The sequence below is a fragment of the Streptomyces sp. NPDC030820 genome, from assembly GCF_055572075.1.
The window spans coordinates 470,580-494,245 of record NZ_JBVIEB010000003.1; the positions used below are offsets into that span (position 1 = coordinate 470,580).

Consider the following 23,666-nt stretch of genomic DNA (forward strand, 5'->3'; position numbering starts at 1 on the left):
GCCGTGGTCCCCGTGTGGTGCGGGTTGCTTGCCTACGGCATTGTCAGACCGCGGCGGTGACGGGCACGGCGGCCAAGGCTTCGGGTAGGCGGTCGTAGATCTCGAACACGCCGGCCAGTCCCGCGCCACTCAGGATTCGAAGGAACTGGTTGCCGTCAGCGACGAGACGTAACCGACCGCGCCGTTCCATGACCCTGTTCCGCGCCCGGCACAGCATCCCGAGTCCGGCGCAGTCGATGAAGGACACGGCGCGAAGGTCCACCACGAGGTCGGGGAGGCCGACGGCCGTCAGATCGTCCAGGCGCGCACCAAGGGGCGGTGCCGTGAGGATGTCGATCTCACCGCGCAGTTGCACGACGGTCGTCCCGCCGACGGCACGCTCGGTGTGGCGGGGTGCGGACGTGATGAGGGCTTCGACCATGGTCAAAGCCAATCCGGGCCGATGGGCGTGCCGGAAGGGCCGTCCGGCCCCCCTTCGCCGCCACGTTTCCTCGGGCCGCTCTCCGGTCTGGGCGGGACCCGTGGCCCTCACCTGCGGCCGCCGCCGGCCTCAGCATGGAGTGTGATCCCTCCACCGGGCGAAGGACGGGCTGACTCATGTACCCGAACGATGGTTTCCGCGAACTCGGTCGTCACGAGTGCCTGCGCCTGCTGGCGACGGCGCCCATCGGCCGTATCGTCCACACACGCCGGGCGCTGCCCGCGGTCGTGCCGGTCAACTTCGGCCTGGACACCGACGGAGCGGTGCTGCTGCGCACCTCGGCGGCCTCCGAGCTGGCCCGTGCGGTCGACGCCGCGGTCGTCGCCTTCGAGGCAGACGCGGTCGATGTGGACGCACACTCCGGCTGGAGCGTCGTCGTCACCGGCCGGGCCGAGATCGTGACAGATCCGGCCGAGGCGGCACGCCTGGAGCGGATCGGCCCGCGCTCCTGGGCTCCCTCACCCGAGGAGGTCTTCGTGCGCATCGAGCCTGAACTGGTCACCGGGCGCGAACTCGTCGCGGGCCGCACGATGTACGGCCTGCACCTGTCCGCCTGACCGCCGGGCGCCTGCGCCCGCGACCAGGCCCGAACGGCCCTACGGCGCGGCGGAGCCGCCTGGCGTGGATTCGCCGGCCGACGCCGAGGCCGGCCTGCACACGGCCCTGCACACCTCGAGCTTCCTCGGCACGCGTACCTCCGACGAACTCCTCGTCGACACAGACCTGGTGCTGCTGGACATCAACGCGTTCGCCGCCGCCACCTACCGCAAGCTCACCGGTGGCAGGCTGGCTCCCACGCTCAACTTCGCTACCCGCCTGGACCGGCTGGGCGTCCCCGTGCGACGCGCTGGGCATCGACTTCCCGCTGCGCGACGCGCCCCGAACTGTGTCGGCGGATGATCACCTCTTTGTCGCCGGACCGCGATCAGGTGCCGTCGGACTCGTCGTCGGTGGTGAGCCGGACGCCGGTGATCAGATCCGGGCGGATGCGTACCGCGTAGTCCATGGTCCGGTTCACCCAGGGGTTGAGCAGTGCCTGGTAACGGGCCAGTTCCTCAGGGTCGGTCACCAGGTGCGCGTAGCCGGTGACCACGACGCTCCAGCCGAGGTGCGTGGCGGGGTCGATGGCGTCGGCCTCGTAGGCCACCACGACGCCCTGGCCGTCGGCCTGCCCGGCGCGCGCGGTCAGAGCCGCGCCCTCGTGGGTGCGGATGATGATGTCGCCGTTGTCCAGGACATGGTTGACCGGGCGGACGGTCGGCAGTGCGTGGCGGGTGAAGACGATCCTGCCGAAGGACACGCTGCCCAGCAGCCGCAGGGCTTCGTCGCTGTCCAGCTCGATGCTCCGGCGCGGACCGGCAGGCAGGGACCGGTCGGTGTCGGTGGTCATGGGAGGCTTCCGTGCGCTGTCGTGGCCCACTGCGGTGTGTCTTCGGCCGGGGCGGCGAGGCGGCTGCACGGCCTGTCGCTGTGGTCGCGGCCGGCGCGCCGGTACGGCATGTCCGTCGTCCCTTCAAGATGTGGCTGGTTGCCTGGCCGTGGCAGCCGGTTGGCGCCACGGACAGGCGTGATCAGGTCATTGGACCGGCACTCGACGTCCTCACACCAGGGCCGTTCGGCCCTCGTCCCTGTCCGGTCGGCCCTGCACACCCCAGCAGTAGGCCGTGCACATGATCTCCTGCATGTCGTCCAGCATCGGCATGCGCGGGTTCGCCTGAGTACCGGGCGAACCGGCAGCGGTTCCTCCGCTCGAAGTAACGTCAGGGCGCATGGTGTCTCTGTTCGCATTCTTCGGTCCGCCCGCGATCACACTTCTCCTCTTCGCCGTTGGGACATTTCCGTACGCGTTGTGGGTGACCAGGAGGAAGCCCTCGCGGTCGGCCCGCTGGGCGGTGATCGGCAGTGCGACAGCGATCGCCGCCTACGGGGCCGGAACCGTCTACGGGATCGCCTTCACGAAACCGCTCGACGTGTGTGGGGACAAGACCGGTGACGGCGTGTACATGGACGCCGGGCGGGACTACGGGCTGACATCGGTGAGCGTGGACAGCTTCCCTCCGTCCATCACCTGCCACTGGACCAGCGGCCACAGCACGGAGGCGGTGTGGTTCTGGACTGCGCCCCTGCTGTACGCAGGGCTGGCCTGCTCCGTCGTCTGTTGCGCACTGCTCCTCGTCAACCGAAGGCGAAGGCCCTAAGCGCCTCCACCCGGGGTCGTACGTGCGCAGCAGCGACCGCCGCTTGGACGGCTCCCACGCCAGGGTGCAGACGCCGTCGCCGCAGCGCACCGCGCTCCTTGTCCGCCCAGGTACGCAGCTTCTCCTGCAGGTCGGCGGCGGCACGGTCCTCGACGGCGGCTTGTCCAGCCCGGCATGGTCGGCGCCGGGCACCACGATGGTCTGCTCCGCGCCCTGCAGGTAGCCGAGGCTGGTGTCGATGAGTTTGGAGGGGTCGCCCAACTCGCGGCGCTCCACACCGTGGTGGACGCCGGTGACGGCCGCGAGCTGCCCGGCCTGGTTGGAGTCGTAGGCGGCGAGGAACTTGTACGCGGCCAGCCGGCGCAGGTCGGCCATGGCCTGCCTGTAGTTAAGCCACGACCATGCGTCGATCAACAGTTCACGCAGGTGCCTCACGGGTGCCCCTCCAGGCGTGCAAGGCCCCGCGCCCGCGCCGACCAGGATACGCGGGACAGCAAATACGCCCCTTCTGAGGCCGCACTCGCATGGCAGCTACGAAGCGGTGCTGCGCACAACCTGGTTGTCGTCTCCCCGTATGTCAGGGAACTGAGGTTTCTATGCCCTGCGGGCTTTAGCGGTGTTGCGCACTCGCCCAGCTCATGCAGCACCGGATGGTGTTTCAGATGTTGTTTCCATGCCCTGCGGGCTTTAGCGGTGCTGCGCACCGTCATCACCGACGAGGTGTGATCGACGTCGAGGTTTCTATGCCCTGCGGGCTTCAGCAGCGCTGCACACTCCAGATGAGGCCGCAGGAAGGGAGGATGAAGGCGTGTTTCTATGCCCTGCGGGCTTTTAGCGGTGCTGCGCACTCGGGGTTCTCGGAAACAGCACCACGCAGCATGCGCTTCGGTTTCTATGCCCTGCGGGCGTCAGCGGTGCTGAGCACAACTGGAACTTGGCAGGTCTCATTGGAGGAGCCTAGTTTCTATGCCCTGCGGGCTTTAGCGATGCTGCGGACCCTACTCTATATGAGAGGCTGTTGACCAGCGGCGATGGAGATCGTCGCGCGGGCCTACCGTCGAGGGCACTGGGGATCACGAGCAAGCGGGTGCCCCCGCTGGGCTTGGGTATCTCGATGGTGGCCACGAGTGACGGCTCGTAGGTCCGGGCACGCAACTGCTGGCTGAGCTCGATCAGTCGGTGCAGCGCGCCGTGCTCGAACTCGGCGGCCTGGTGGCTTTTTTCGCCGTCCTCGAGGTCGTTCTCGCGGACTTCGGCCCAGGTGGCGGCGAGGCGTTCCTCGGGCGCGGCCTGGTGGAGCAGTTCACCCATCGGCGCCACCCTGCCGGGTAGGGGCAGTTGAGGCAGGGCGGGTTGTGCGCACGTATCCCAGCCCGTGGGTGGTCTGTGCGCCCACGCCGGCAACCGGCGCGAATCGGGTCAGGGCGGAGAACGCCGCGGCGGCTTCCGGGCAAGTGCCGCTGAGCAGTGCCAGGCAGGCCCGTCCGGTAAAGCCGGTGCGGTTGCCGCGCGGGAGTGCGACCGGCTCGCTGGCGGTGTTGTGGGCGGTGAGCACGACCGCGTCCAAGAGTTCCTTGACCACCGGCTCGTCGATGGGAACGGCGGCGTACTGGTTCCAGCGGCGCAGGAGGCTGCGGTAGATGAGGTCCGGGTCCGGCAGCGGGATCCACCGTCCGGAGCGGGTGAACAGGGTGGGGCTGAGGAAGGTCATCTCGGCGCGGCGCTCGGCGGGGGCTTGGAGCAGCGCCGCGTAGGGGGCTGCTTGCTGGTCGACGTGCAGGACGGTGAAGTGCTGCGAGCCGAGCCGGACCTGGTGGCCGATGAGGACGTCGAGTGGCGGGATGGTGCGGTCGTCCATCCAGCCGAGACACAGTTCGGCGAGGCCTCGGTGCTGGTCGACGGCGAGCAGCGGGGATGTGGAGAAGGGCTTGTGCTGGCTGGTGTGGTCGGCGCCTGCCCCCTCGAAGAGGGCGCAGGCGAGTCCGTGCAACTGCGCGGGGGTGGCGTGGCGTGCCGCCGTGGGGGCGTGCAGCCGTATGGTCCATCGCACGGGCATCGTGGGTGTCCTCGCGCTGGGGTGCAGACTGGTCAGACTGGTCAGGAGCTGGGCGATCGGCTGATCTCCTGGCGGATGTCCTCCATTCGGGCGGCGTTCGCGCCCTGGACACCCTCGTGCAGGTATGTGTGCACCCAGGTCGGCACGGGCGGGCTGGACTCGCGCAGCTCGAAGAGCGAGTCCTGGATTTCGCGGCAGTCGGCTGCGGTGACGGGACGTCCGGCGGTGTGCTGCTGCCACAGGTCGTCGATGCTCTCCTCCAATTGCTCTCGTGCTCGGGCCGCATCGCCGTGGTGGCGGGGCAGTTCGGACAGGTCGAGGAGAGCCGGGGCCAGCGGGACGAACATCTTCACGAGGAAGTCGTCGATCGAGAAGCCCTTGGCGGCCCAGATCGCGGCGGCTGCGGCGCACAGCACGCCGAGCGCGGTCCACAGGATCCGGGTGTAGGCCCGGTGGTTTCGGCGCGACCAGAGGAGGTTCTGGACCTGGCAGGCGAGGGCGTCCAGCGGCCAGGGAACGTCGGGAACGTTCTCGTACCAGCCGCGGTCCTTGTCGATGACCTGCCATCGGGTCGCGTTGGCCTCCTCCCGGATCAGCCGTCTCGGGCCGGCTACCGCAGTGTTCCACTCCAGTCCGAACAGGCCGACGTCGTACAGCTCCTGGTACTTCACACTCTGCAGATGCCGTTGTCGGTGCAGGGACTTGATCCAGGTGCGGCCGGCGACCAGCCACAGCGCCGCTGTGGTCGCGAGGACGTTGGACGCCTTCGGCCAGAACAGGGCCAGTACCGGCGCGGCGATGGCCAGGGCGATGGTGCTGAAGCTCTGCACCACGCGGATGCGGTCGGCGGTGGTGTACGTCGTGCGCGCGGCGGCACGAAGCTTGACGAACTCGTCTTCGTCCTGCCGTCGGGGAATCGGGTGGTGACCGTCCACCGTGCTGGTAGCCATGAGTGCGCTCCCTGGTGGTCGTGCGGATCGTGTCCCGGCAGCCGTGGGATCAGCGAGGGGACTTCTCGGGGTGAATGGGCAGGAAGGGGTTGTCCCACTGGGGCAGGCTCAACCCTCGGTCCTTGCGAACCTCTCGCTTCTCCTCCTGTTCGTTGGCGACGAACCAGGCGTACGAGTTGCCTTGCGGGTCGGGCTTGACCGGCAGGTTCTCCGGTACTCCGTCGGGACGGACGCGGGGATAGTGCACGGCGGCCTCGTCGCGGCCTTCGGAGACGGCGAGGAACGCCTGGAGGTGCGGCGCCTGGGCGCCCGCTGCGGCCTCGAAGGTGCGGCAGGCCTGCTTCAGCCGCGTCAGGAAGTCCTCCGGTGCCTGATCGGCGGCTGGATCCAGACAGCGGTAGGCGTCGATCCACTGCTGTCCGGTGCGCAGGTCGCCGTCCCGGTCCCCGGCGATCTCCAGGCGGACGCTTCCGAAACCGAGGGCTTTGCCGTAGCCGAGCCGGTGGTGGTGCTGTTCGGGGAGGCTGAGCAGCCATACGAGCGCGCCGAGTTCGACCTCGGTCAGGTTGGTCACGCCGATCGTGAAGGTGAAGGACGAGCCGGGTCGGATCCAGCCGCGCAAGGAGCGGTTCTGCTTGTCGCGCTGAGGGCCCTCGTCGGTGTCCGGGCGCCGGTACTCTCGGAAGCGTCCGCTGGCGTCGGCTGCCCGGCTCCGGTCCTCGCCGGGGCTGTCCCAGTAGTCGGCGGGCAGGCCGCGGTGGTGCCAGTAGGCTTTGCGGCCTCGCAGGGCCTGGCCGGTCGTGTACCAGGTGCTGCGGCGGGCGCGTGCCCCCAGTGGCTGCGAACCGTCGGGGGTTCCGGCGAGGTAGAAGCGGCCCTGCTGCGGCTTGGGCTGGCCGAGGATCGCCAGGGGTACCCCGTCGTCGCCGAAGTCGTCCACCTCGACGGTCTCCTCGCAGTTCACCGGCCCGATCCGGAGTTGTCCGCGATGCGCGCCGGGCCCGGAGGCAGACACCCAGCCGAACACCCTGTCTGCGGGGGACAGTTGGTCGAGGGTGCTGGCGGGGCTGAGCGTGTCGTGGAGCAGGTGCTGCGGTGACTGCGCGAACAGGCTGCGGGAGATCATGACCGGGTACAGGCCGCGGATCGTCCGACCGTCCTCGGCGATATGGGCGTAGCACAGCGATCCGGGGTTGAGGGAGAGGTAGCTGTCGTCGTACTGGTGAGGGCTCCAGGCGGTGGATCCGGGGGCGTGGCCCAGGTACTCGTCGGGGCGTGCCCGCTTGCCTGCCCGGCTGGTCCGGTTGTGGATCTCGTCGTCGCGGTGGGCGGCACGGTAGTCGCGGATGGTGTTGCCCCACTGCTGGATGAGCTCGTCGCTCAGCGGGTACTCGACGGTGCCCGCGTCTCCGGCGAAGAACACCCGCTCGTCGTGCTTGCGTGAGATGTTCTGGTTGGTGACACAGACCCAGCCGCGGATCTCCTTGAACTCGCCTGTCGGGCGGTGTGCCGACGAACCGGAGGGCCGGCCCGGCGGGGCCTTCGGTGTGGTGGGGAGTTCCTCGCCGGCCGGCGCGATCGCGCGGACCTGCCAGAAGTAGAAGCCGGGCTGGCGGCGGGTGTGGTGCACGCGCTCGACCCGGGCCACCACCTCGTCTCCGTGCTGCGGTTTCGCGCCGCCGGGGTAGGTGACGGCCCGGTCCGTGTAGCGGGGAAGCCAGGCCGCGTGCAGAGTGGGTGCTCCCTGGCGGGATGCCTGTCCGCCGAGGCCGGTGTCACCGAGCAGGAGGCTGATCGCCCTGCCGTCGTCGTTGATCCGCGCCGGGACCATGCGCTGGCTTTCGGCCGCGGCCATCCGGTGCGCAAGACGGTCCTGGTGGCCGGTGAAGACACCGAGACGCGAGTTGGTCACCGCCTCGTATGCGGATCGCAGCATGCCCCTGATCGAGGTCGCGGGAAGGTACGGCCGGCCGTTGCGGTGCAGCACGGGGTAGGTGGCGTGCCCGTCCTTGCCGTCCCGCTCGGCCCTGGACGGGTCGAGGAGCAGCAGTGGTGTGGCGACGGTGAGCCGCACGGGGAGCGTCCCCGTCCAGTGGCCCTCGTGGAGGCGGTCGTGGCCGACTGGGGCGTGGTCGCCGAAGTCTTTGTCGGCGGTGTCGCGTGGGGTGGCGGGCAGGAACGTGTAGGGGTTGATGAACTGGCGGGGATTGACGCGCTTGACCTTGACCGGGGCGGCGGCCCCGCTGGGTCGCATGTCGCGGATCTTGCCGATCCAGGTGAAGTCGACGCGCAGTCCGTGCAGTTCCGGCCCGGTGAGCTCTTTGAGTTCGGGGGCCATGTCGTGGGGCAGTTTGACGGTCCGGCGGCGGCCGCCTTCTTCGGTGACGGCAACGACGAGTTTCTGCGCGGCCTCGTCCCAGGACAGGGTGCCGCTGCGGGTCTGCTCAGCCATGCTTGCTCCCGGTCGGGACGGGCGGTGTGCATTCGATGCGCAGCAGCAGCCGCTCCTCACTGACGTAGGCGTTGCCGTGCCGGGGTTCCACGCTGACGTATTCGCGGGCCGCGAGGCGCAGCCGGCGGTCGGAATCCGGCGCGGGGAAGGGCACCTCGATGGTGCCGATCTGGGGCGTGTGCAAGGTGGTCCACTCGCCGTCGCCGGGCATCGGCCGGCCCCACAGCAGGTAGTGGGCGTCAATGGTGTCCACCGCGGCCACGGGTGCGATGCCGTGGGTGAAGGCGCCGGGGAGCAGGGCCGGGTCCTCGGCGAGCATGACGGCCCGGCCGCGGGTGCCCGACTGGCACAACCAGCGTAGTTCCCTGTGCTCGTCGAACACGCGGGCTTCGAAGACGGTGTCCAGTCCGTAGTCGGCGCTGCTGCTGGTGTGGCAGTGGCCGTCGCGTACGCGGGCGACGACGTGCTCGTGGGGGGAGGAGAGCAGGGCCACCGCGTGGGTGAAGCCGGCTCGGGTCAGGGCGTCGGCGAGTGTGATGCCCGGTTCCGCCCGGGCGTGCAGGGTGGTCATACCCGGGTCCCGTCGATGTAGGTGCACCATGCCGTGGTGAGGTCCTTGGCGCGCTGCCCGGCCAGGAAGGTGTCCAGTTCGACGGGTTCCTCCGGCTGGGGGAAGGCCAGGGTGATGGCGTGCACGCACATGTCGCCCATGCCTCGGTTGGTGGCGTAGCCGATCGGCACGCGGCCCGCCTTGACGTCGCGCAAGGCCAGCAGGAGCAGCGCGAGGGCCGCCTCGCCGCGCTCACGCTCCGCCGCGCGGTCCCGGTCACGGCCGCTGCCGTACAGGCGGTTCAGGTCGACGGTGAGTTCGATGGGTTCCCAGGCCAGGCCGTGCGGTTCGAGGACGCTGTACAGGCGGCCGTCGGCGGCGCCTCCCGTCCAGCGGTCGATCGCCACGTGGTCGGCCCGTTCGAGGTTGTGCTCCCGCAGGGTGGTGATCGCGGGGGAGGTGCCGGTGTCGTCTTCGGGCTCGTACACGTCGGCCCAGACCTGGGCGGGGATCTTCTGCTCGGCGAAGCAGTCGTCGACTGTGACCGCGCCGATGCCGCGGTCGTCGTTCGTGCCGTCCTTCTCCTTCTGTGTGCCGACGCTGAGCGGGGCGGCGCCGAAGAGCCTGCGTACGGCGGGGAGTTGGTCGAGCTGGCGGCGGAAGGCGGCGCTGCGCTCGGCGTCGTGGTCGTCCGGGCCGGCGACGGGCGCGTCGATGCCGCGTACGGTGCGCTCGATGCGTTCGGTGTGGGAGCGCAGGGCGCCCTTCAGCGCGGTGCCGGGCAGGACCAGGGCGACCTGGTCCGGGCTGATCGCGGAGGCGAGCGGCACGGCATGGACGGTGAAGCCGTTGGCGGCGGAGCGGACCATGACGGGCGCGGCCGAGGCCCAGTCGATCCGGACGGTGAGGACCTGCCGCGCCGGGACGGGCTCGTCCTTCCATTCCTTGCGTGGCCACAGCATTCCGCTGTCGGCGTGGTCCAGTGCGGCAAGCAGCCCTGCCGCACTGGTGAAGTCCTGCTCGCGTACGTCGGTCTGGTCCGGCAGGAGTGCGAGGTGGCCGAGCCCTCGGGTCTTGGCGGCGCCGAGCCGCAGCCGTCCGTCTGCCAGCAGGGCCAGCAGGCGCTTGAGGTGGCGGCGGTCGGCGTCGAGGGTGCGGGCGGTGGCGTTGAGGTCGAGTTCGAAGCGCAGGTAGGCGCCCTTGGGCACGATGGCCCTGGCGTGGAGGAAGCCGTGGGCGGCAACTCCGCCGTGTCGGTCGATGCCGACCGAGTACCGTGTCTCCAGCCGGACGGGGTCCAGGGTGTCGGCGGGCTCTCCGTCGTCGTCGAGGCGGGTTCCGGAGGTGATGAGCGCGTCCCGGGTCACGATACGGCTGACGGTCCCGTTCTGGGTGCCGGGCTCGGCGAAGCCCCACAGTTTGTCGGCCTCGTCCTCCTGTGGTCCGTCGCTGTTTCCGGTGCCGGGGTGAAGCAGGGCGCGCATGGCACCGGCGAGGCTGGTGCCAGGCACGTACAGGCGTCCGCGGCCGTCGACAGCCGTCGGCAGGGCCGCGTTGGGGTCCTGGCCGACGCCACCCACGTGCAGGGGGCTGAGGGCGCGGAGCCACCCGCGAACCCTGAGCCGGGTGGTCATCGGGCGCGTGGTGGCCGGCATGTCAGGCACCCTCCCGCTGGTCCGTGTCGCGGCTGTGCGCGGTCAGGCAGTCCTCGACGAGCGTGCGGACAGCCTCGGCCCACAGCCGCTCACGCAGCTGCTGTGTCCTGTCGGTGTGGGCCACGAGGTCGCCCTCGGGCAGCTCCAGCAATTCCCAGACCCGGCCGGGCGCGGTCAGCAGGTCCTCGACACACCGCAGGGCCGTCGGCGGCCAGGGCTTGCGCTGTTCGACACCGCGTGTCGTCTTCAGGCGCGCGAGCCAGGTGCGTGCTTGCGCCTCGCCGGGGCGCGCCAGGCGGGTGACGAGCATGCGCAGGGAGCCGAGCTGCGCAGGCGGCACGTCTTCGTATCCACGGCCAAGGACGTCTCCACGCCGCTGGCGGGCGATGGCCTCGCACTTGCGGTGCAGCTCTGTGCGCCAGGCGGCCTGCTCCAGGACCCGCAATACCTCACTGTGCCCCTCGCTCCCTACCGGGTCGAGGGGCGGCTCGACGGCGTCGGCCGCCGGACGGTGCGCGGGCGCAGGGGCGGGCGTGGCATCGCCGAAGACGGCGTACAACAGCGGGTCCGCGATTCCCAGCTGACCGAAACCCTCGGCCCGGCGCAGCCCGACGCCCGCCAGCTCCACGCGCTGTACGGCCTGGGGTGTGAGCGTGCCGCCGACGATGTCGAAGGTCAGGCAGCTGCCCGCCTTCATGCCGAGCAGGCTGGCGCGGGGCAGACCCCAGCGGCGGTGCCACGGGTCGAAACGGCGCGTCGCATTCGCCCGCACGACTCGGCTGTCACCGCCCTCCTCGGCGCTGGGCCGAAGCTGAACCCCGAGCGCCCGGCCCAGCTCGGCGGCCAGGTGCACCGGATCGGAACTGGGACGCAACCGCTCATCGGTGACCAGGACGTCCGACAGCAGCCACACGCGCAGTCGGTCCTCGGGCAGCGCCCGCGAGGCAGGCGGCGGGGCGACGGTGGCGGTGACCTCAGTCAGGCCGTAGCCGTCTTTGCGTGCCCGGCCGATGCGCCACGTCCCGGACAGCCGCTCCTGCCATCCCCGCTCCAGCAGCCCGGCGGGCACACGCACCTGCGCGCGCAGCACAGTCCCCGCAGCGATCGCCTGGTAGGTGTACAGCCCACCGACCGCCTCGACTGGGCGCTGCTGTTCGTCGAGGATCGTGTTGTGGGTCAGCTCGGTGTGCGGGCACATGCCCAGCGGCAGTCCTCGGCCGGGCCGGTACTCCCCCACATAGGTTGCCTCAAGGCTCTCCACCTGCCGATCCGGTGCCTCGGCCATGAGATTGACGTGCCGCGCCGCGTTGTTCTTCAACTGGGCCAGGGCCAGCGGAGCCGGGCGTCCGGCCTGACCGTCGACCTCCACGGTGGCGTTGGTGACGACCAGTTCACCGGCGCGCGCCGCTAGGGCGGCCTGCAGGGAGTCCAGGCGTTGCAGCACGGCGGGAAGGAGCAGCCATCCGGGTAAATGCGTGGAGCTGCGCACAGCGTTGCCCACGGTCCGTTCGTGAGCCACGAGCGGCCGACGCAGCACCATGCGCAGATCGGCGATCTCCCAACCGTCACGAGCCCGGGACGTTTCGTGCAGGACGGCCGGCGCGGTCGCCGTGTCCTGCTCGGGTACCCGCGGCGGGGTTGTCTGGCCGCGCAGCCACCGCCAGTCGGCAGCCGTCGCACCGATGTCGAAGCGGCAGCGGCCCGCACCGCGGCGCCGCTTGCCGCCGAGACTCTCCACCAGCCGCGCCCCGGCGTCCAGCAGTGCCGCAGCGCACTTCTGCTGCTCGGCGCTGAGAGTGCCTCCGTCGAGGTGGGCGCGGCCGACCAATACGGCGCCACCCCGGGCCATTTCCTCAAAGCGCAGCATCTTCTCGGCCGCGTGGCCGGTGGCCGAGTCGATCGCGACACCGGGCTTGATGAACGTCGCCGCTCGCCGCAGACGGGGCTTGTCGCGCAGCGCCGTGGTGATGGCCTGGGGGTAGTGCAGGCTGTCGACGAACAGGGCCGCCGGCCGGGGGCGGCCGGTTCGCGTCTCTTCGATGACACCGCGCCGCTCCAGAGCCGGCTGGCTGCCGAAAAGGTACTCCAGCCACGCGTACCAGGACCCCTGTTCGCCCCCGTCCAGAGCGTGCACGACGGTCTCGCACCCGTCACGCCACACGCCAGCCAACGTCTTGGCCGGGACGAACGGGAGCCCGTCGCCGTCGAGTTGGACGCTGCGATCAACGAGGCCGTGGGATCCCGCGCCGGTGCCGACGTGCCAGTCCCCGAGCATGGTCAGCGTCAGTTCGAGTTGGGTCACAGGTCCGCTCCGGTGGGCAGAAATCCGTCCGCGTCCATGGCGTCCAGCAGCCCGGTCACCCAGACGCCGACCTGGATCCGCCCGTCGTCGTGCCGCTGCTCCGGCTCCTGCCAGAACAGGCTGCCTGGAGCGCCGCTGAGCTCGTCGAGACCACGCGCACCGTAGTCCTGCCGCAGGTTGGCGAGGCGGCCGTCCGCCACAGCCCGCCCCAGGAACAGGGCCTCACGAAGGTCGTGCAGCTGCGCAGCGGGCAGGGAGCGTTCGCCGTCCTCGTCGCGCGCTGCAAGGACGGCCACCCGGCGCTCGAGGTCGCTCCAGCGCCGGCCCCGCGCCCACTCGTGGTCGTCCGGCACGTCGCTGACCACGTACGGCTGCGCAACCAAACGGGTCTCTGGACCATCCAGGGCGCCGGCGAGCTGTTGCCGGTCGCGGATCCTGCCCAGATCGGCCCCGGAGCTGTCGTACAACACGTGGAACGACACGGCGGAACACGGGCGCCCCCGGATCGCCTTCTTGACCTGCTTGGCCTCGTCCTTCATCAGCCGCATCGCCAGGTTCTGCGCGGTGGCGAAGGGAAAGTGCGGCTTGACGATCGCCACACCGGCGCAAGCCGACAGACCAGGTCCCATGCCCCGCCGTGTCAGCGGCACGCTGATCTCCGGCGCCTCAGCGGTCAGCCGTTCGAACGCGCGGAGATAAGCTTCAGCAAAAGGCAACGCCCATTTGCCCTCACATAAGGCAACGAGATCGTCGCCGCCCAGGATCAGCGGCAGCACCGGTACCGGTCCGCCCCGCTCGGGACGCGCTCCCAGCGCCTCCAGCCGCGCCACCGACTCGGCGAAGGCATCTTTCGCGCTGCGCTGCACAGCGCCCGAGAACGCCCGCAGGGTGTCGGCGTACCGGCGGTTGGTGCCGTCCACCACGCATGCGTCGAAGTTGCCGAACACCTCACCCAGCCCGTTGCCGTCCGCGTAGACGACACCGACCCAGTCGCAGTCGTCGTTGAGCCGGTCGACGACGCGCGCGAGCTGCTGGGGCTGCGTAGCCGCGAGCTCTGCAAGCCGCCCCAGGCCATTTCCCTCGTCCTGCTTGCCGTAGGCACGCCACTTGGCGTGGCTCTCCGCGGATCTCGGCTCCCACGAATCATCGGGCTGCCGCGCGAGGGACTCGGCGGGCAGGCCCGTGGTGGCACACTCGTCGACGATCGGCAGGCGCAGGAATCGGGCATCCGGGCCGGGCAGTGCCGTACGCACCGGCCCCAGATCCCCCTCTGCCCGCTGGAGAGCTTGATGGAGCAGACGGCCGGTCGACCAGTCGAAGGGTTCGCTCACCACCCCGCACACCTCAAGGCCCGGGGCCTCGCGCAGCGCCGCACTGGTCACCTCGGTGACCAGGCGCCGTGCCGTTTCACCGTCGCGCACGAGGACCTTCGCGTTGCCCGCCCCGGCCTCCAGGATCTCCACGGGCTGGTCCTCGATCCGCCAGCCCGTCTCGAAACCGGGATACAGCTCCTTCAGCGCACGGCCCACCCACCGGCGGTCAAGATAGGTGATCAACTCCGAGGCGCCCGCGATCTCCCTACGCTTGTTCGTGACAGAGATGAACCGCGTGATGTTCCATGCCTCAAACACAACAAGGTGAACCCGCGTCACATCTCCACCCGGCATACTCCAACCCCCGCACTGGCACGCCAGCGTCCGCGCTCCCCACCAGCAGCGCGACCACAATTAACCACCTGAATACTCGTCATGCAACCGGATCGATGCGATCGACCACGTGAGGTGGCTCCGTGAGCAAACCTGTTCGGCGAGATGCAGGAGTTCATCGAGTCCATCGACTGGCTGACCGTGCTCCAACTGCACTCCTGCGCACCGGACCTGAACCCGGCCGAGGGCATCTGGTCCCTGCTCAACCGCGGTGTCCTCGCCAACCTCGCGCCGTAACTTCACGGGTTCAAGTTCAGTAGCGGGTGCTGCGCACCCTGATGCTGGCTGAACTGCTGCAATCTTTGGACGCTTCTATGCCTTGTGGGCTTTAGCGGTGTTGCGCACGCCGAGATGCCGGTGTTCTGAGGCAAAAGGTTCGTTTCTATGCCCTGTGGGCTTTAGCGGTGTTGCGCACGCCGTGATCCCCCACGAGTTCGTGCCGCTGGTGTTTCTATGCCCTGTGGGCTTCAGCGGTGTTGCGCACACCATCGACATGCAGGCGTTCGTGCTGCGCTGGCTGGTTTCTATGCCCTGTGGCCTTCAGCGGTGTTACGCACTCATCTGCCTGCTCTGGCGGTACTGGCTGGTTTCTATGCCCTGCGGGCCTCAGCGGTGTTGCGCACAGTATCCCATCTGAGTGGCTGTTGACCAGCGGCGATGGAGATCGCCGCGCGAGCCTGTCGTCGAGGGTGCAGAGAGGGGAGTGATGCAGGTCGTGTCTGAGTTGATCAGGCGGTTGAACTGCGAGAACGGCTCGCGCACCTCGGCGGTCTTCGGGTGTGTCACCGCGATCCTGTACGTGGTCTACACGGCGAGGCCACCCGCGCCCCCGCACCATCACCCCCGGCGACCCGGCTCGGCCCCACCGCGATCCGGCGCACCCGCTGCACTGGTCCGCCTGGGGCCGCCACCACCAGCACCAGGCTGCCGAAGCCCGTCACCGCTGGAAGAACATCACCGCCACCGCAACCAGGATTCCGGCCTCATGAAGGGTCATTGGGGGAGCGCCTCCGTTGACGAGAGCCGTCGGCGGTGGCCGGCGGTGTGCGGACGGGAGCGGCACCGCGGGTGCGGCGGACGGTGAAGGGCTCTACTCTCGGCCGCTGTCGGTACGGCCGCCGCGCCACGGAGGAGGAGTGGCCGACCTGCGGGCCTCCTCCATGCGGTGCAGGGCACGGTTCATCTGGCTGCGCAGCCGGTCCCGCAGCCGGTCCGCCAGTTCATGTGCCGTGGCCTCCTGGGCATGCACGACCACGAGGGTGTTCCCCACGACGAGCTCGGCCCCGGCGGACCAGGGCCGCTCGGCGTGGTGCGCCACCGCCCTGGTGACCCTCACCGCACCGCTCACGGCCGGAACTCCGGGCCGGCCGAGGACCGCGTCGACCTTCTCCCGGAGGTAGGCGACGGCTTCCTCGTCCACATCACCTTCCACGCGCACCTCTACGGCGACGGCGCTGGTGACCTTGGTGCCGGTGTCCTTGGCAGTCATGTGCTCCGCTCCTTCTGATCGTTTCGCAGCGGGCTCCAGACTTCTGCGAGTACCGGTCCTGGCCCAGGGCCGTCAGACCCCAGCAGCGGGGCCGTTGGACCTGCACCGAGGATCGGGACCGTGACGCCTGACTGCTCTACGAACTGGTGTGGGTTCCCGCGTTGCGACCGCAGGCGGCGGTGCTGGACGTCCGTCTGCCCGTCGTCGACGACGTGGGCATGCTGCAGGGCATCGTCAGCCGCGCGTGTGCGGGGTGCCGTGCACGGTGGCTCCTTCGGCGGGTCGGCCCGCTCACACGGTGCTTCCGGCGCCGTAGGGGGCGTAGAGGTCCAGCAGCCGGGTCCTGGTGGTACGGAGGCGGTGGGCCAGTACGTCGCCGGCCCACTGGGTGACGGCATGGCCGAGTGCCGGGTCGTCCTGGCAGAGGGAGCGGACGGCCGTGGCGTCGAACTCGTAGGCCCGTACCGGTGTCGCCGCTGTGGCGCCCATATGCCACACGTGCGGCGCGAACAGCCAGGATGTCCGACGAGTTCGTTGGGGCCGAGGGTCTCGATGACGGCCCGGCGCCGGCCGGGCACATGTGTGCCGAGATCGATGGAGCCGGTGCGGATGATCCAGAACCGGTCCGCACGTGCACCTTCGTTGAAGATGCGCGTCCCCTGCGGGAAGGACACCTCCCGGGCGAGACGCATGAGCCGTTGCCGGTGCTGGGTGGGCAGCGCGCGCAGCATGCTCGGGGTGTTCATGGCCGGCCTCCCGGTCGAGGGTGCGAAGTGATGACTCCAGCGTGTGGTGCCGACTCGGACCGGGCGAGGGGCCATCGGGGCCGGAGCAGGGCCGTTCGGCCCCCGCAGATGGCAGCGAAGACGGCAGCCGCCCCCATGCTGGTGGGGGCGGCCGCCGTGGCGCGAGGATCGTGCCTCCCCACCACGAGGCCCTCGCGGCTCTTGGGGTGTGCGGGACCCATCTCGAACGTGCCGTAAGGACATGGTGCCGCCGACCGGTTGGTGCCGCGTGGCGAGCCCGGCCGCAGCGCCTGCCCTCGATCGTCGAGCTCGGCACGGTGCTGCCGATGGGGCTGGGCGGACCATGCCGTGGACCGAACGGCCCATGTCCTGTGACCAGGAGCGCCGGGAAGCGGACGAGTCGGGGCTGTCCAGGCCTACGGCAGCGGGACCATCGGGGTCGCGCATGGCCCGTGTGGCCGCTGACTGTGCGCGGCTGAGGGGCAGAAGGATCAGTCGCGGATCGACTCACCCACGCCGGTCCGTAAGGAGCCTCAGCCATGCCCAGAACAACAGGAGGCGGAAAGGGGACAGCGCCCACTGTGGCGCTCGGCCTTCCCGCCGCCTCCGCACTCGTGATCGGCAGCATCATCGGCACCGGAGTCTTTGCGCTGCCCTCCGCCCTCGCCCCGTACGGGCCCATCTCCCTCGTCGCGTTCGTCGCCGTGACCCTCGGCGCGCTCGCCCTGGCCCTGACTTTCGGGGCCCTGTCGAAGCGTGTTCCCGCGAGCGGCGGCCCGTACGTGTATGCCCGTGAGGCCTTCGGTGAGTTCGCCGGTTTCCTCAACGCCTGGTCGTACTGGATCACGGCCTGGGCGGGAAACGCGGCGATCGTCGTGGCCTGGGTCGGATACGTCGAGGTGTTCGTCAACACGGGGCACAGCAAGTGGATTTCGGTGCTTCTCGCGCTGGTCGGGCTGTGGATACCGGCCGCGATCAACCTCACCGGTGTCCGGAACATGGGCGCCTTCCAGGTGATCACGACCGTGCTGAAGTTCGTTCCGCTGATCTTCATGGCCACCGTCGGACTGCTGTTCATCGACTCGCGCAACTTCGGCCCGTTCAACGCCGGCGGCCAGTCGCCGCTGGGCGCGATCTCGGCTGCGGGCGCCATCGCCCTGTTCAGCTACCTGGGCCTGGAAGCGGCCTCTGTCGTCGCCGGCCGGGTCCGCGAGCCGGAGCGCAACGTCCCCCGCGCCACCGTCTACGGCACGCTCATCTGCGCCGTCATCTACATCCTGGGCACCCTCGCCGTCTTCGGCACCGTCGCGCACGGCAAGCTGGGCGGATCCACCGCGCCGTTCACCGACGCCGCGAACAACATCTTCGGCGGCACCTGGGCCGGAGACATCGTCGCCGTCGCCGCGATCGTCTCCGGCATCGGCGCCCTCAACGGCTGGACCCTGCTGTGCGCCGAGATGCCGTACGCCGCCGCCCGTGACGGGCTCTTCCCCACCGCCTTCGCCCGCCTGCGCGGAAGGAACGACGTGCCCGCGTTCGGCATCGTCGCCTCGACCGTGCTGGCCTCGCTGATCACGGTGTTCAGCTACACCCGCTTCGACGACGTCTTCACCAAGATCGTGCTGCTCAGCGTGCTCACCGCCGTGATCCCCTACCTGTTCTCCGCCGCCGCCCAGCTGTACTGGCTCCTGGTCCGCGGCCGGGACAGCCTCAGCCCCCGCAGGCTCGCCCGTGACATCACCGTCGCCGCGCTCGCGCTCGCCTTCTCGTACTGGTCGATCCAGGGCAGCGGCTACCAGACCGTCTACTACGGCCTGTTCGTGCTGCTGCTCGGCGTCCCGGTCTACGTCTGGCTGAAGCGGGGACAGGACACCTTCGGCGAGGCCACGGCGCCGAGGAGCGCGGCGGCCGTGGACCGGTCGGAACGGGCACCCGAGACGCCCCCGCCGGCCCAGCGGCTCTCCCGAGGACTCCGCACCGGCCGCATCGGCGGACCCCGGAAGCGCAACGACTTCCGCCGCCACGACTGACCGCCCCCAGCACAGAGGAACCTCCGCGATGAACACCTTCCACGTCGACTCCGAGGTCGGCCCGCTGCGCCAGGTGATCCTGCACCGCCCCGGCCTCGAACTCTCCCGGCTCACCCCGCGCAACGTCGACGCCCTGCTCTTCGACGACATCCTGTGGGCCAAGCGCGCCCGCGAGGAACACGACGCCTTCGCCCAGGTCCTGCGCGACCACGGCACCCGCGTCCACTACTTCGCCGACCTGCTCGCCCAGACCCTCGACGTCCGCGAGGCCCGGGAGTGGCTGCTGGACCGGGTCGTCACCCCGGCCACGGTCGGCCCGGCCCTCGTCGACCCGGTGCGCGAACTGTGCGCCGAACTCGACGGGGAGACGCTCGCCGGCCATCTGATCGGCGGCCTCCTCAAGAGCGACCTGCCCCTCGCCACCCCGCACAGCCTGGTGTGGAACGCGCTCGGCGCCGACGACTTCGCCCTCGCCCCGCTGCCCAACCACCTCTTCCCGCGGGACAACTCCTGCTGGGTGTACGACCAGGTGTCGGTCAACCCGATGGCCAAGCCCGCCCGGCGGCGCGAGAGTCTGCACGCCGAGGCCGTCTACCGGTTCCATCCGATGTTCGCGGGCGTCGCGCCGGCCCCGCTACTGGCCGGGCCCGTCGGCACCCTCGAAGGCGGGGACGTCCACGTCCTCGGCAACGGCGCGGTCATGGTCGGCATGGGCGAGCGCACCACCGCCCAGGCTGTGGAGAACCTGGCCGCCCGGCTCTTCGCGGCCGGTACGGCGAGCAGGCTGATCACCGTCCAACTGCCGGCAGCCCGTGCGTACATGCACCTCGACACGGTGCTGACCATGGTCGACCGCGACGCATTCGTCATCTACCCCGGCCTCGCCGACTCGCTGCGCTCGTGGACGCTGCGACCCAGCTCCGAGCGCGAGACCGGTTTCGACGTCACCGCGAACACCGATCTCGCGACCGCGCTCGCCGAAGCCCTCGACCTGGACAAGGTCCGGATGCTGTCGGCCCCCCAGGACATCCGCAACGCCGAGCGCGAGCAATGGGACGACGGCAGCAACTTCCTCGCCGTCGCACCCGGCGTGGTCGTCGGCTACGAGCGCAACGTCACCACCAACACCTATCTACGCAAGCAGGGCATCGAGATCGTCACGATCGCCGGTGCCGAACTCGGCCGCGGCCGGGGCGGCCCGCGCTGCATGAGCTGCCCCGTCGAACGCGACCCGGTCGCCTGACCCCGTAAGGACACCCACCATGACCGTGGACCTGCGAGGCCGCTCTTACCTGAGCGAACTCGACTTCACCGCAAGCGAGATCCACCACCTGCTCGACCTCGCCGCCGACCTCAAGAAGGCCCGCCGCGCCGGCACCGAACAGGCCCGGCTCACCGGCAGGCACATCGCCCTGCTCTTCGAGAAGACCTCCACCCGCACCCGCTGCGCCTTCGAGGTCGCCGCCGCCGACCAGGGCGCCCGCACCACCTACCTGGGCCCCGGCGACACCCACGTCGGCGTGAAGGAGTCCATCGCCGACACCGCCCGCGTCCTCGGTCGCATGTTCGACGCCATCGAGTACCGGGGCTCCGGCCAGTCGATCGTCACCGAACTCGCCACCCACGCCGGCGTCCCTGTCTACAACGGGCTGACCGACACCGCCCACCCCACCCAGAGCCTGTGCGACATGCTCACGATGCGGGAGCACAGCTCCAAGCCGCTGTCCGACATCGCCTACTGCTACCTCGGCGACGCCCGCAACAACATGGGCAACTCCCTGCTCTCCATGGGTGCCCTGCTCGGCATGGACGTACGGATCGCCGCCCCGAAGGCCCTGTGGCCCGAACCGGCGCTCGTCGCCGCCTCCCGGGCGTTCGGCGAGCGGAGCGGGGCGCGTATCACCCTCACCGAGGACGTCGAGGCAGCCGTGCAGGGCGCCGACTTCCTGCACACGGACGTCTGGGTCTCCATGGGGGAACCGGCCGGCACCTGGCGGGAACGGATCGAGCTGCTGCTGCCGTACCAGGTCAACGACAAGACACTCGCCCTGACCGGCAATCCGGACGTGAAGTTCATGCACTGCCTGCCGGCCCTCCACGACCACCGCACCCGGCTCGGCCAGGAGCTGTTCGAGGCCCATGGCCGGAACGGCCTCGAAGTCACCGACGAGGTCTTCTCCTCGCCCGCCTCGATCGTCTTCGACCAGGCGGAGAACCGGCTGCACACCATCAAGGCCGTGCTCGTCGCCACCCTGGAGGACTGAACCATGCGCATCGTCGTCGCCCTCGGCGGCAACGCCCTGCTGCGCCGCGGCGAACGCCCCGACGCCGCCGTCCAGCAGGCCAACATCGACCGGGTCGCCACCGCCCTGGCCGCCCTCGCCCGGGAACACGAGCTGGTCATCACCCACGGCAACGGCCCGCAGATCGGCCTCCTCGCCATGGAGAGCGCGGCCGACCCCGCGCTCAGCGCCCCCTACCCGTTGGACCTGCTCGGTGCCCAGACCGAGGGCATGATCGGCTCCCTGCTCGCCCGCGCCATGCACGATGCTCTGCCCGGGCACCGGATCGCTGCCCTCGTCACGCACACCCTCGTACGGGCCGACGATCCCGCCTTCGCCCGGCCCACCAAGTTCGTCGGGCAGGTGTACTCCGCGCCGGTGGCCAAGGCACTGGCCCGCAAGCGGGGCTGGCACATCGCCCGGGACACCACCGGCTGGCGGCGCGTCGTCGCCTCACCCGCACCCGAACGCGTCCTGGAGACCGACACCATCCACGAGCTGCTGAACAGCGGCACCCTGGTGGTCTGCGCCGGCGGGGGAGGGATCCCCGTCACCGCCGACCGCGACACCGGCGCACTGACCGGGGTGGAGGCCGTCATCGACAAGGACCTCACCGCGGCCCTGCTCGCCGAGGACCTCAAGGCCGACTTCCTGCTCATCCTCACCGACGTCCCCTACGTCTACGAGGGTTACGGCACCCCCGACCAGCACCCGCTGCTCGACTCCACCCCCCGGGAACTGCGGCACGGTGGTTTCCCTGCCGGTTCCATGGGGCCCAAGACCGAGGCGGCTGCCGGCTTCGTCGAGCACACCGGCGGTCTGGCCGCGATCGGTGCCCTGGACGCGGCGTACGAGATCGTCCACGGCAGGTCGGGCACGCTGATCCGGCCGGACCTCACGGTCGGGTGACGCAGCGAGGCGGCACCGCTCCGCATCGCGCCTCCAGGGCCGGGCCCTACCGCTCGCCGTTCCACTCGCGGTAGGCGGCCACCGCGGTGGGTAGCGTGGGGAAGATGAGGTTCGTGCCCACGGAGTCCGCCAGGCCGTACGCCTTCAGGTCGTCCAGCAGGTCCTGCTTGACCCGGGCCAGGGCGAACACAACGCCGCGGTGGCCGAGTTCGCGGCGCAGCTCGTCGACCGCGTCCAGCGCCGTGATGTCGACCTCGACGTTCGCCTCGGTGTTCAGCACGAACCAGCGGACGGGAACGGTCTGTTCGTCGACGGCGGCCAGGGCCCGGCGCCGGAAGTCCTCCGCGTTGGCGAAGAACAGCGGAGAGTCGTAGCGGTAGACCAACAGGCCCGGGATCGTGCGGGCCTGCGGATAGTCATCGATGTCGTGCATGCCCGCCAGTCCGGGCACCAGCCCTTCGACCGCGTCGTGCGGTCGCGCCACCCGCGTCAGCAGTTCGGCCACCGACAGGCCGACCGCCACGATCACCCCGTACAGGATGTCGAGAGCGAGCACGCCGGCCAGGCAGCCGAGGGCGAGGAGTAGTTCGCGGCGGCGGAACGACGCCAGTCGGCGAAACCCGGCCAGGTCGATCATGCGGACGGCCGCGTACACGACGAGCGCCCCCAGCACCGCCGAAGGCGTCCGGCTCAGCAGGGGGCTCAAGAACAGCAGGACGGCGAGGACCACCGCTCCGGCCACCAGCGAGTGGCCCTGGCTGCGGGCGCCCGTCGAGGCGGCGAGCGCGGTACGGCTGGCGCTGCTGCTGACCGGAAAGCCGTGCAGGGTGCCCGCGCCGAGGTTGGCCGCGCCCAGCGCCAGGAACTCCTGGTTGGCGTCGAGGCCGGGCTCGTCGTCGGTGCGCCCGGTGAAGGCGCGCGCGGTGAGGATGAAGTCGGTGTATGCGACGATCAGGACACCCAGTGCGGGCAGTACGAGGTGGGGCAGCTCGCCCAGGTCCGGCAGCGCGAGCGAGGGCAGCCCCGACGGCACCTCGCCGATCACCTCGATGCCGTGCCGGTGGTCGAGGTCGAAGACGGTGACGGCTGCCGTGCCGAGGATCACCGCGAGCAGCGGTCCCGGCAGCGCCGGCACGTACCGCTTCACCGCGAACAGGAACACCAGCGCGACCGCGGAGAAGGCGACCGTCTTCGCATCGACGTCGGACAGGTGCCTGGCGAAGGACCACAGTTGGGCGAAGAACTCGGTACCGGTGGTCCGTACGCCCGTGAGCCTGGGCAGCTGGTCCACCATCATGATCAAGGCCACCCCGGCCAGATAGCCGAGCAACACCGGGCGGGAGAGCATGTCCGCCAGGAAGCCCAGCCGCACCACCCGCGCGACCAGGCACAGCAGGCCGACCGTCACCGCGAGGGCCGCGGCCAGCGATGCGTAGCGCCCCGCGTCCCCGTCGGCGAGCGGACCCACCACGGTGGCCGTCATGAGAGCGGTCGTCGACTCGGGCCCCACCGACAACAGCCGGGAGGACCCGAACAACGCATACAGCGCGAGGGCGGGCAGGATCGCCCACAGCCCGGCGACCGGTGGCAGCCCGGCCACACCCGCGTACGCCATCACCTGCGGCACGAGGTACGCCGCCACCGTCACGCCGGCCAGCAGATCGCCTCTCAGCCACGAGCGCCGGTAACCGAGCAGGGTGTCGAGGCCGGGTACCAGCCGACACCACCACGAAGACCGTCTGCCCGCGTCCTGAGCCATGTGCCGCCCCTCTCTGCCTGGGCCCAGCATCCATGGCCGGGCGATCATCCGCGACACCCGCCCGGTGCTCAACCTGCCCGGTTCGCCGCCTCCAGCCCAAC

General features: G+C 70.2%; 18 protein-coding genes and 3 pseudogenes. 8 read left to right on the top strand and 13 right to left on the bottom strand.

The window, feature by feature from the left end; genetic code table 11:
* Nucleotides 1–43: 43 nt before the first annotated feature.
* Complete coding sequence (locus tag ACZ418_RS10550) at nt 44–421, bottom strand: STAS domain-containing protein (RefSeq protein ID WP_468360036.1); 378 nt, start codon at nt 419–421, stop codon at nt 44–46.
* Between the two features lie 176 nt (nt 422–597).
* On the opposite strand from ACZ418_RS10550, the gene ACZ418_RS10555 reads away from it, so the two are divergent.
* Both ACZ418_RS10555 and ACZ418_RS10560 read left to right on the top strand, forming a co-directional pair.
* A complete protein-coding gene (locus ACZ418_RS10555) occupies nt 598–1,038 on the top strand; it encodes a pyridoxamine 5'-phosphate oxidase family protein (RefSeq protein ID WP_468360038.1) in 441 nt (146 codons plus the stop codon).
* Nucleotides 1,039–1,123: 85 nt separating this feature from the next.
* A pseudogene (locus ACZ418_RS10560) lies at nt 1,124–1,321 on the top strand (pyruvate formate-lyase-activating protein); the annotation flags it as partial.
* Between the two features lie 85 nt (nt 1,322–1,406).
* On the opposite strand, the gene ACZ418_RS10565 reads toward ACZ418_RS10560, so the two are convergent.
* On the bottom strand, nt 1,407–1,871 hold the full coding sequence (locus tag ACZ418_RS10565) for a pyridoxamine 5'-phosphate oxidase family protein (RefSeq protein ID WP_468360041.1): 465 nt from the start codon (nt 1,869–1,871) through the stop codon (nt 1,407–1,409).
* 379 nt (nt 1,872–2,250) lie between these two features.
* On the opposite strand from ACZ418_RS10565, the gene ACZ418_RS10570 reads away from it, so the two are divergent.
* On the top strand, nt 2,251–2,679 hold the full coding sequence (locus tag ACZ418_RS10570) for a hypothetical protein (protein ID WP_468360044.1): 429 nt from the start codon (nt 2,251–2,253) through the stop codon (nt 2,677–2,679).
* Between the two features lie 957 nt (nt 2,680–3,636).
* Here the strand turns inward: ACZ418_RS10570 and ACZ418_RS10575 are convergent.
* From ACZ418_RS10575 to ACZ418_RS10610, 8 genes are read right to left on the bottom strand one after another with little or no spacing between them, the layout of a single operon-like run.
* Nucleotides 3,637–3,990: a hypothetical protein gene (locus tag ACZ418_RS10575; protein ID WP_468360047.1), complete on the bottom strand. Its 354-nt coding sequence runs from the start codon at nt 3,988–3,990 to the stop codon at nt 3,637–3,639.
* Nucleotides 3,983–4,735, bottom strand: a complete 753-nt coding sequence (gene cas6 / locus ACZ418_RS10580; protein WP_468360050.1) for a CRISPR system precrRNA processing endoribonuclease RAMP protein Cas6 — start codon at nt 4,733–4,735, stop codon at nt 3,983–3,985. The genes ACZ418_RS10575 and cas6 overlap by 8 nt, the downstream gene beginning before the upstream one ends.
* 41 nt (nt 4,736–4,776) lie before the next feature.
* Nucleotides 4,777–5,685, bottom strand: coding sequence for an S-4TM family putative pore-forming effector (locus ACZ418_RS10585; protein ID WP_468360053.1), 909 nt, complete (start codon nt 5,683–5,685; stop codon nt 4,777–4,779).
* Between the two features lie 49 nt (nt 5,686–5,734).
* Nucleotides 5,735–8,137, bottom strand: coding sequence for a TIGR03986 family type III CRISPR-associated RAMP protein (locus ACZ418_RS10590; protein ID WP_468360056.1), 2,403 nt, complete (start codon nt 8,135–8,137; stop codon nt 5,735–5,737).
* Nucleotides 8,130–8,708 carry a type III-D CRISPR-associated protein Csx19 gene (gene csx19 / locus ACZ418_RS10595; RefSeq protein ID WP_468360059.1) on the bottom strand — a complete coding sequence of 193 codons (579 nt, stop codon included), beginning with the start codon at nt 8,706–8,708 and terminating at the stop codon, nt 8,130–8,132. The genes ACZ418_RS10590 and csx19 overlap by 8 nt, the downstream gene beginning before the upstream one ends.
* Entirely contained in the window at nt 8,705–10,342 is a 1,638-nt protein-coding gene (locus ACZ418_RS10600; RefSeq protein ID WP_468360062.1) for an RAMP superfamily CRISPR-associated protein, read from the bottom strand. Before ACZ418_RS10600 ends, csx19 begins: the two co-directional genes overlap by 4 nt.
* A gap of 1 nt (nt 10,343) precedes the next feature.
* On the bottom strand, nt 10,344–12,644 hold the full coding sequence (locus ACZ418_RS10605; protein WP_468360065.1) for an RAMP superfamily CRISPR-associated protein: 2,301 nt from the start codon (nt 12,642–12,644) through the stop codon (nt 10,344–10,346).
* Nucleotides 12,641–14,107: a Cas10/Cmr2 second palm domain-containing protein gene (locus ACZ418_RS10610; protein ID WP_468360068.1), complete on the bottom strand. Its 1,467-nt coding sequence runs from the start codon at nt 14,105–14,107 to the stop codon at nt 12,641–12,643. Before ACZ418_RS10610 ends, ACZ418_RS10605 begins: the two co-directional genes overlap by 4 nt.
* A 348-nt stretch (nt 14,108–14,455) precedes the next feature.
* Between ACZ418_RS10610 and ACZ418_RS10615 the strand changes: the two are divergent.
* Nucleotides 14,456–14,581: pseudogene (locus ACZ418_RS10615) on the top strand (IS630 family transposase); the annotation flags it as partial.
* A gap of 859 nt (nt 14,582–15,440) precedes the next feature.
* On the opposite strand, the gene ACZ418_RS10620 reads toward ACZ418_RS10615, so the two are convergent.
* On the bottom strand, nt 15,441–15,839 hold the full coding sequence (locus tag ACZ418_RS10620) for a hypothetical protein (RefSeq protein WP_468360071.1): 399 nt from the start codon (nt 15,837–15,839) through the stop codon (nt 15,441–15,443).
* Between the two features lie 291 nt (nt 15,840–16,130).
* Nucleotides 16,131–16,585 (bottom strand): annotated as a pseudogene (locus tag ACZ418_RS10625) (cyclic nucleotide-binding domain-containing protein).
* Nucleotides 16,586–17,199: 614 nt separating this feature from the next.
* Between ACZ418_RS10625 and ACZ418_RS10630 the strand changes: the two are divergent.
* Genes ACZ418_RS10630 through ACZ418_RS10645 form a run of 4 tightly spaced genes read left to right on the top strand, consistent with a single transcriptional unit; the run spans nt 17,200 to nt 21,806 of the window.
* The gene (locus tag ACZ418_RS10630; protein ID WP_468360790.1) at nt 17,200–18,615 is read left to right on the top strand and encodes an APC family permease; all 1,416 of its coding nucleotides are present in this window, start codon (nt 17,200–17,202) and stop codon (nt 18,613–18,615) included.
* Between the two features lie 28 nt (nt 18,616–18,643).
* On the top strand, nt 18,644–19,858 hold the full coding sequence (locus tag ACZ418_RS10635; RefSeq protein ID WP_468360074.1) for an arginine deiminase: 1,215 nt from the start codon (nt 18,644–18,646) through the stop codon (nt 19,856–19,858).
* A gap of 19 nt (nt 19,859–19,877) precedes the next feature.
* Nucleotides 19,878–20,879: an ornithine carbamoyltransferase gene (argF, locus tag ACZ418_RS10640; RefSeq protein ID WP_468360077.1), complete on the top strand. Its 1,002-nt coding sequence runs from the start codon at nt 19,878–19,880 to the stop codon at nt 20,877–20,879.
* A 3-nt stretch (nt 20,880–20,882) separates the two neighbouring features.
* Nucleotides 20,883–21,806, top strand: coding sequence for a carbamate kinase (locus ACZ418_RS10645; protein WP_468360080.1), 924 nt, complete (start codon nt 20,883–20,885; stop codon nt 21,804–21,806).
* A 46-nt stretch (nt 21,807–21,852) separates the two neighbouring features.
* Here the strand turns inward: ACZ418_RS10645 and ACZ418_RS10650 are convergent, their stop codons facing one another.
* Nucleotides 21,853–23,565: a SulP family inorganic anion transporter gene (locus ACZ418_RS10650; RefSeq protein ID WP_468360083.1), complete on the bottom strand. Its 1,713-nt coding sequence runs from the start codon at nt 23,563–23,565 to the stop codon at nt 21,853–21,855.
* Between the last annotated feature and the right edge of the window lie 101 nt (nt 23,566–23,666).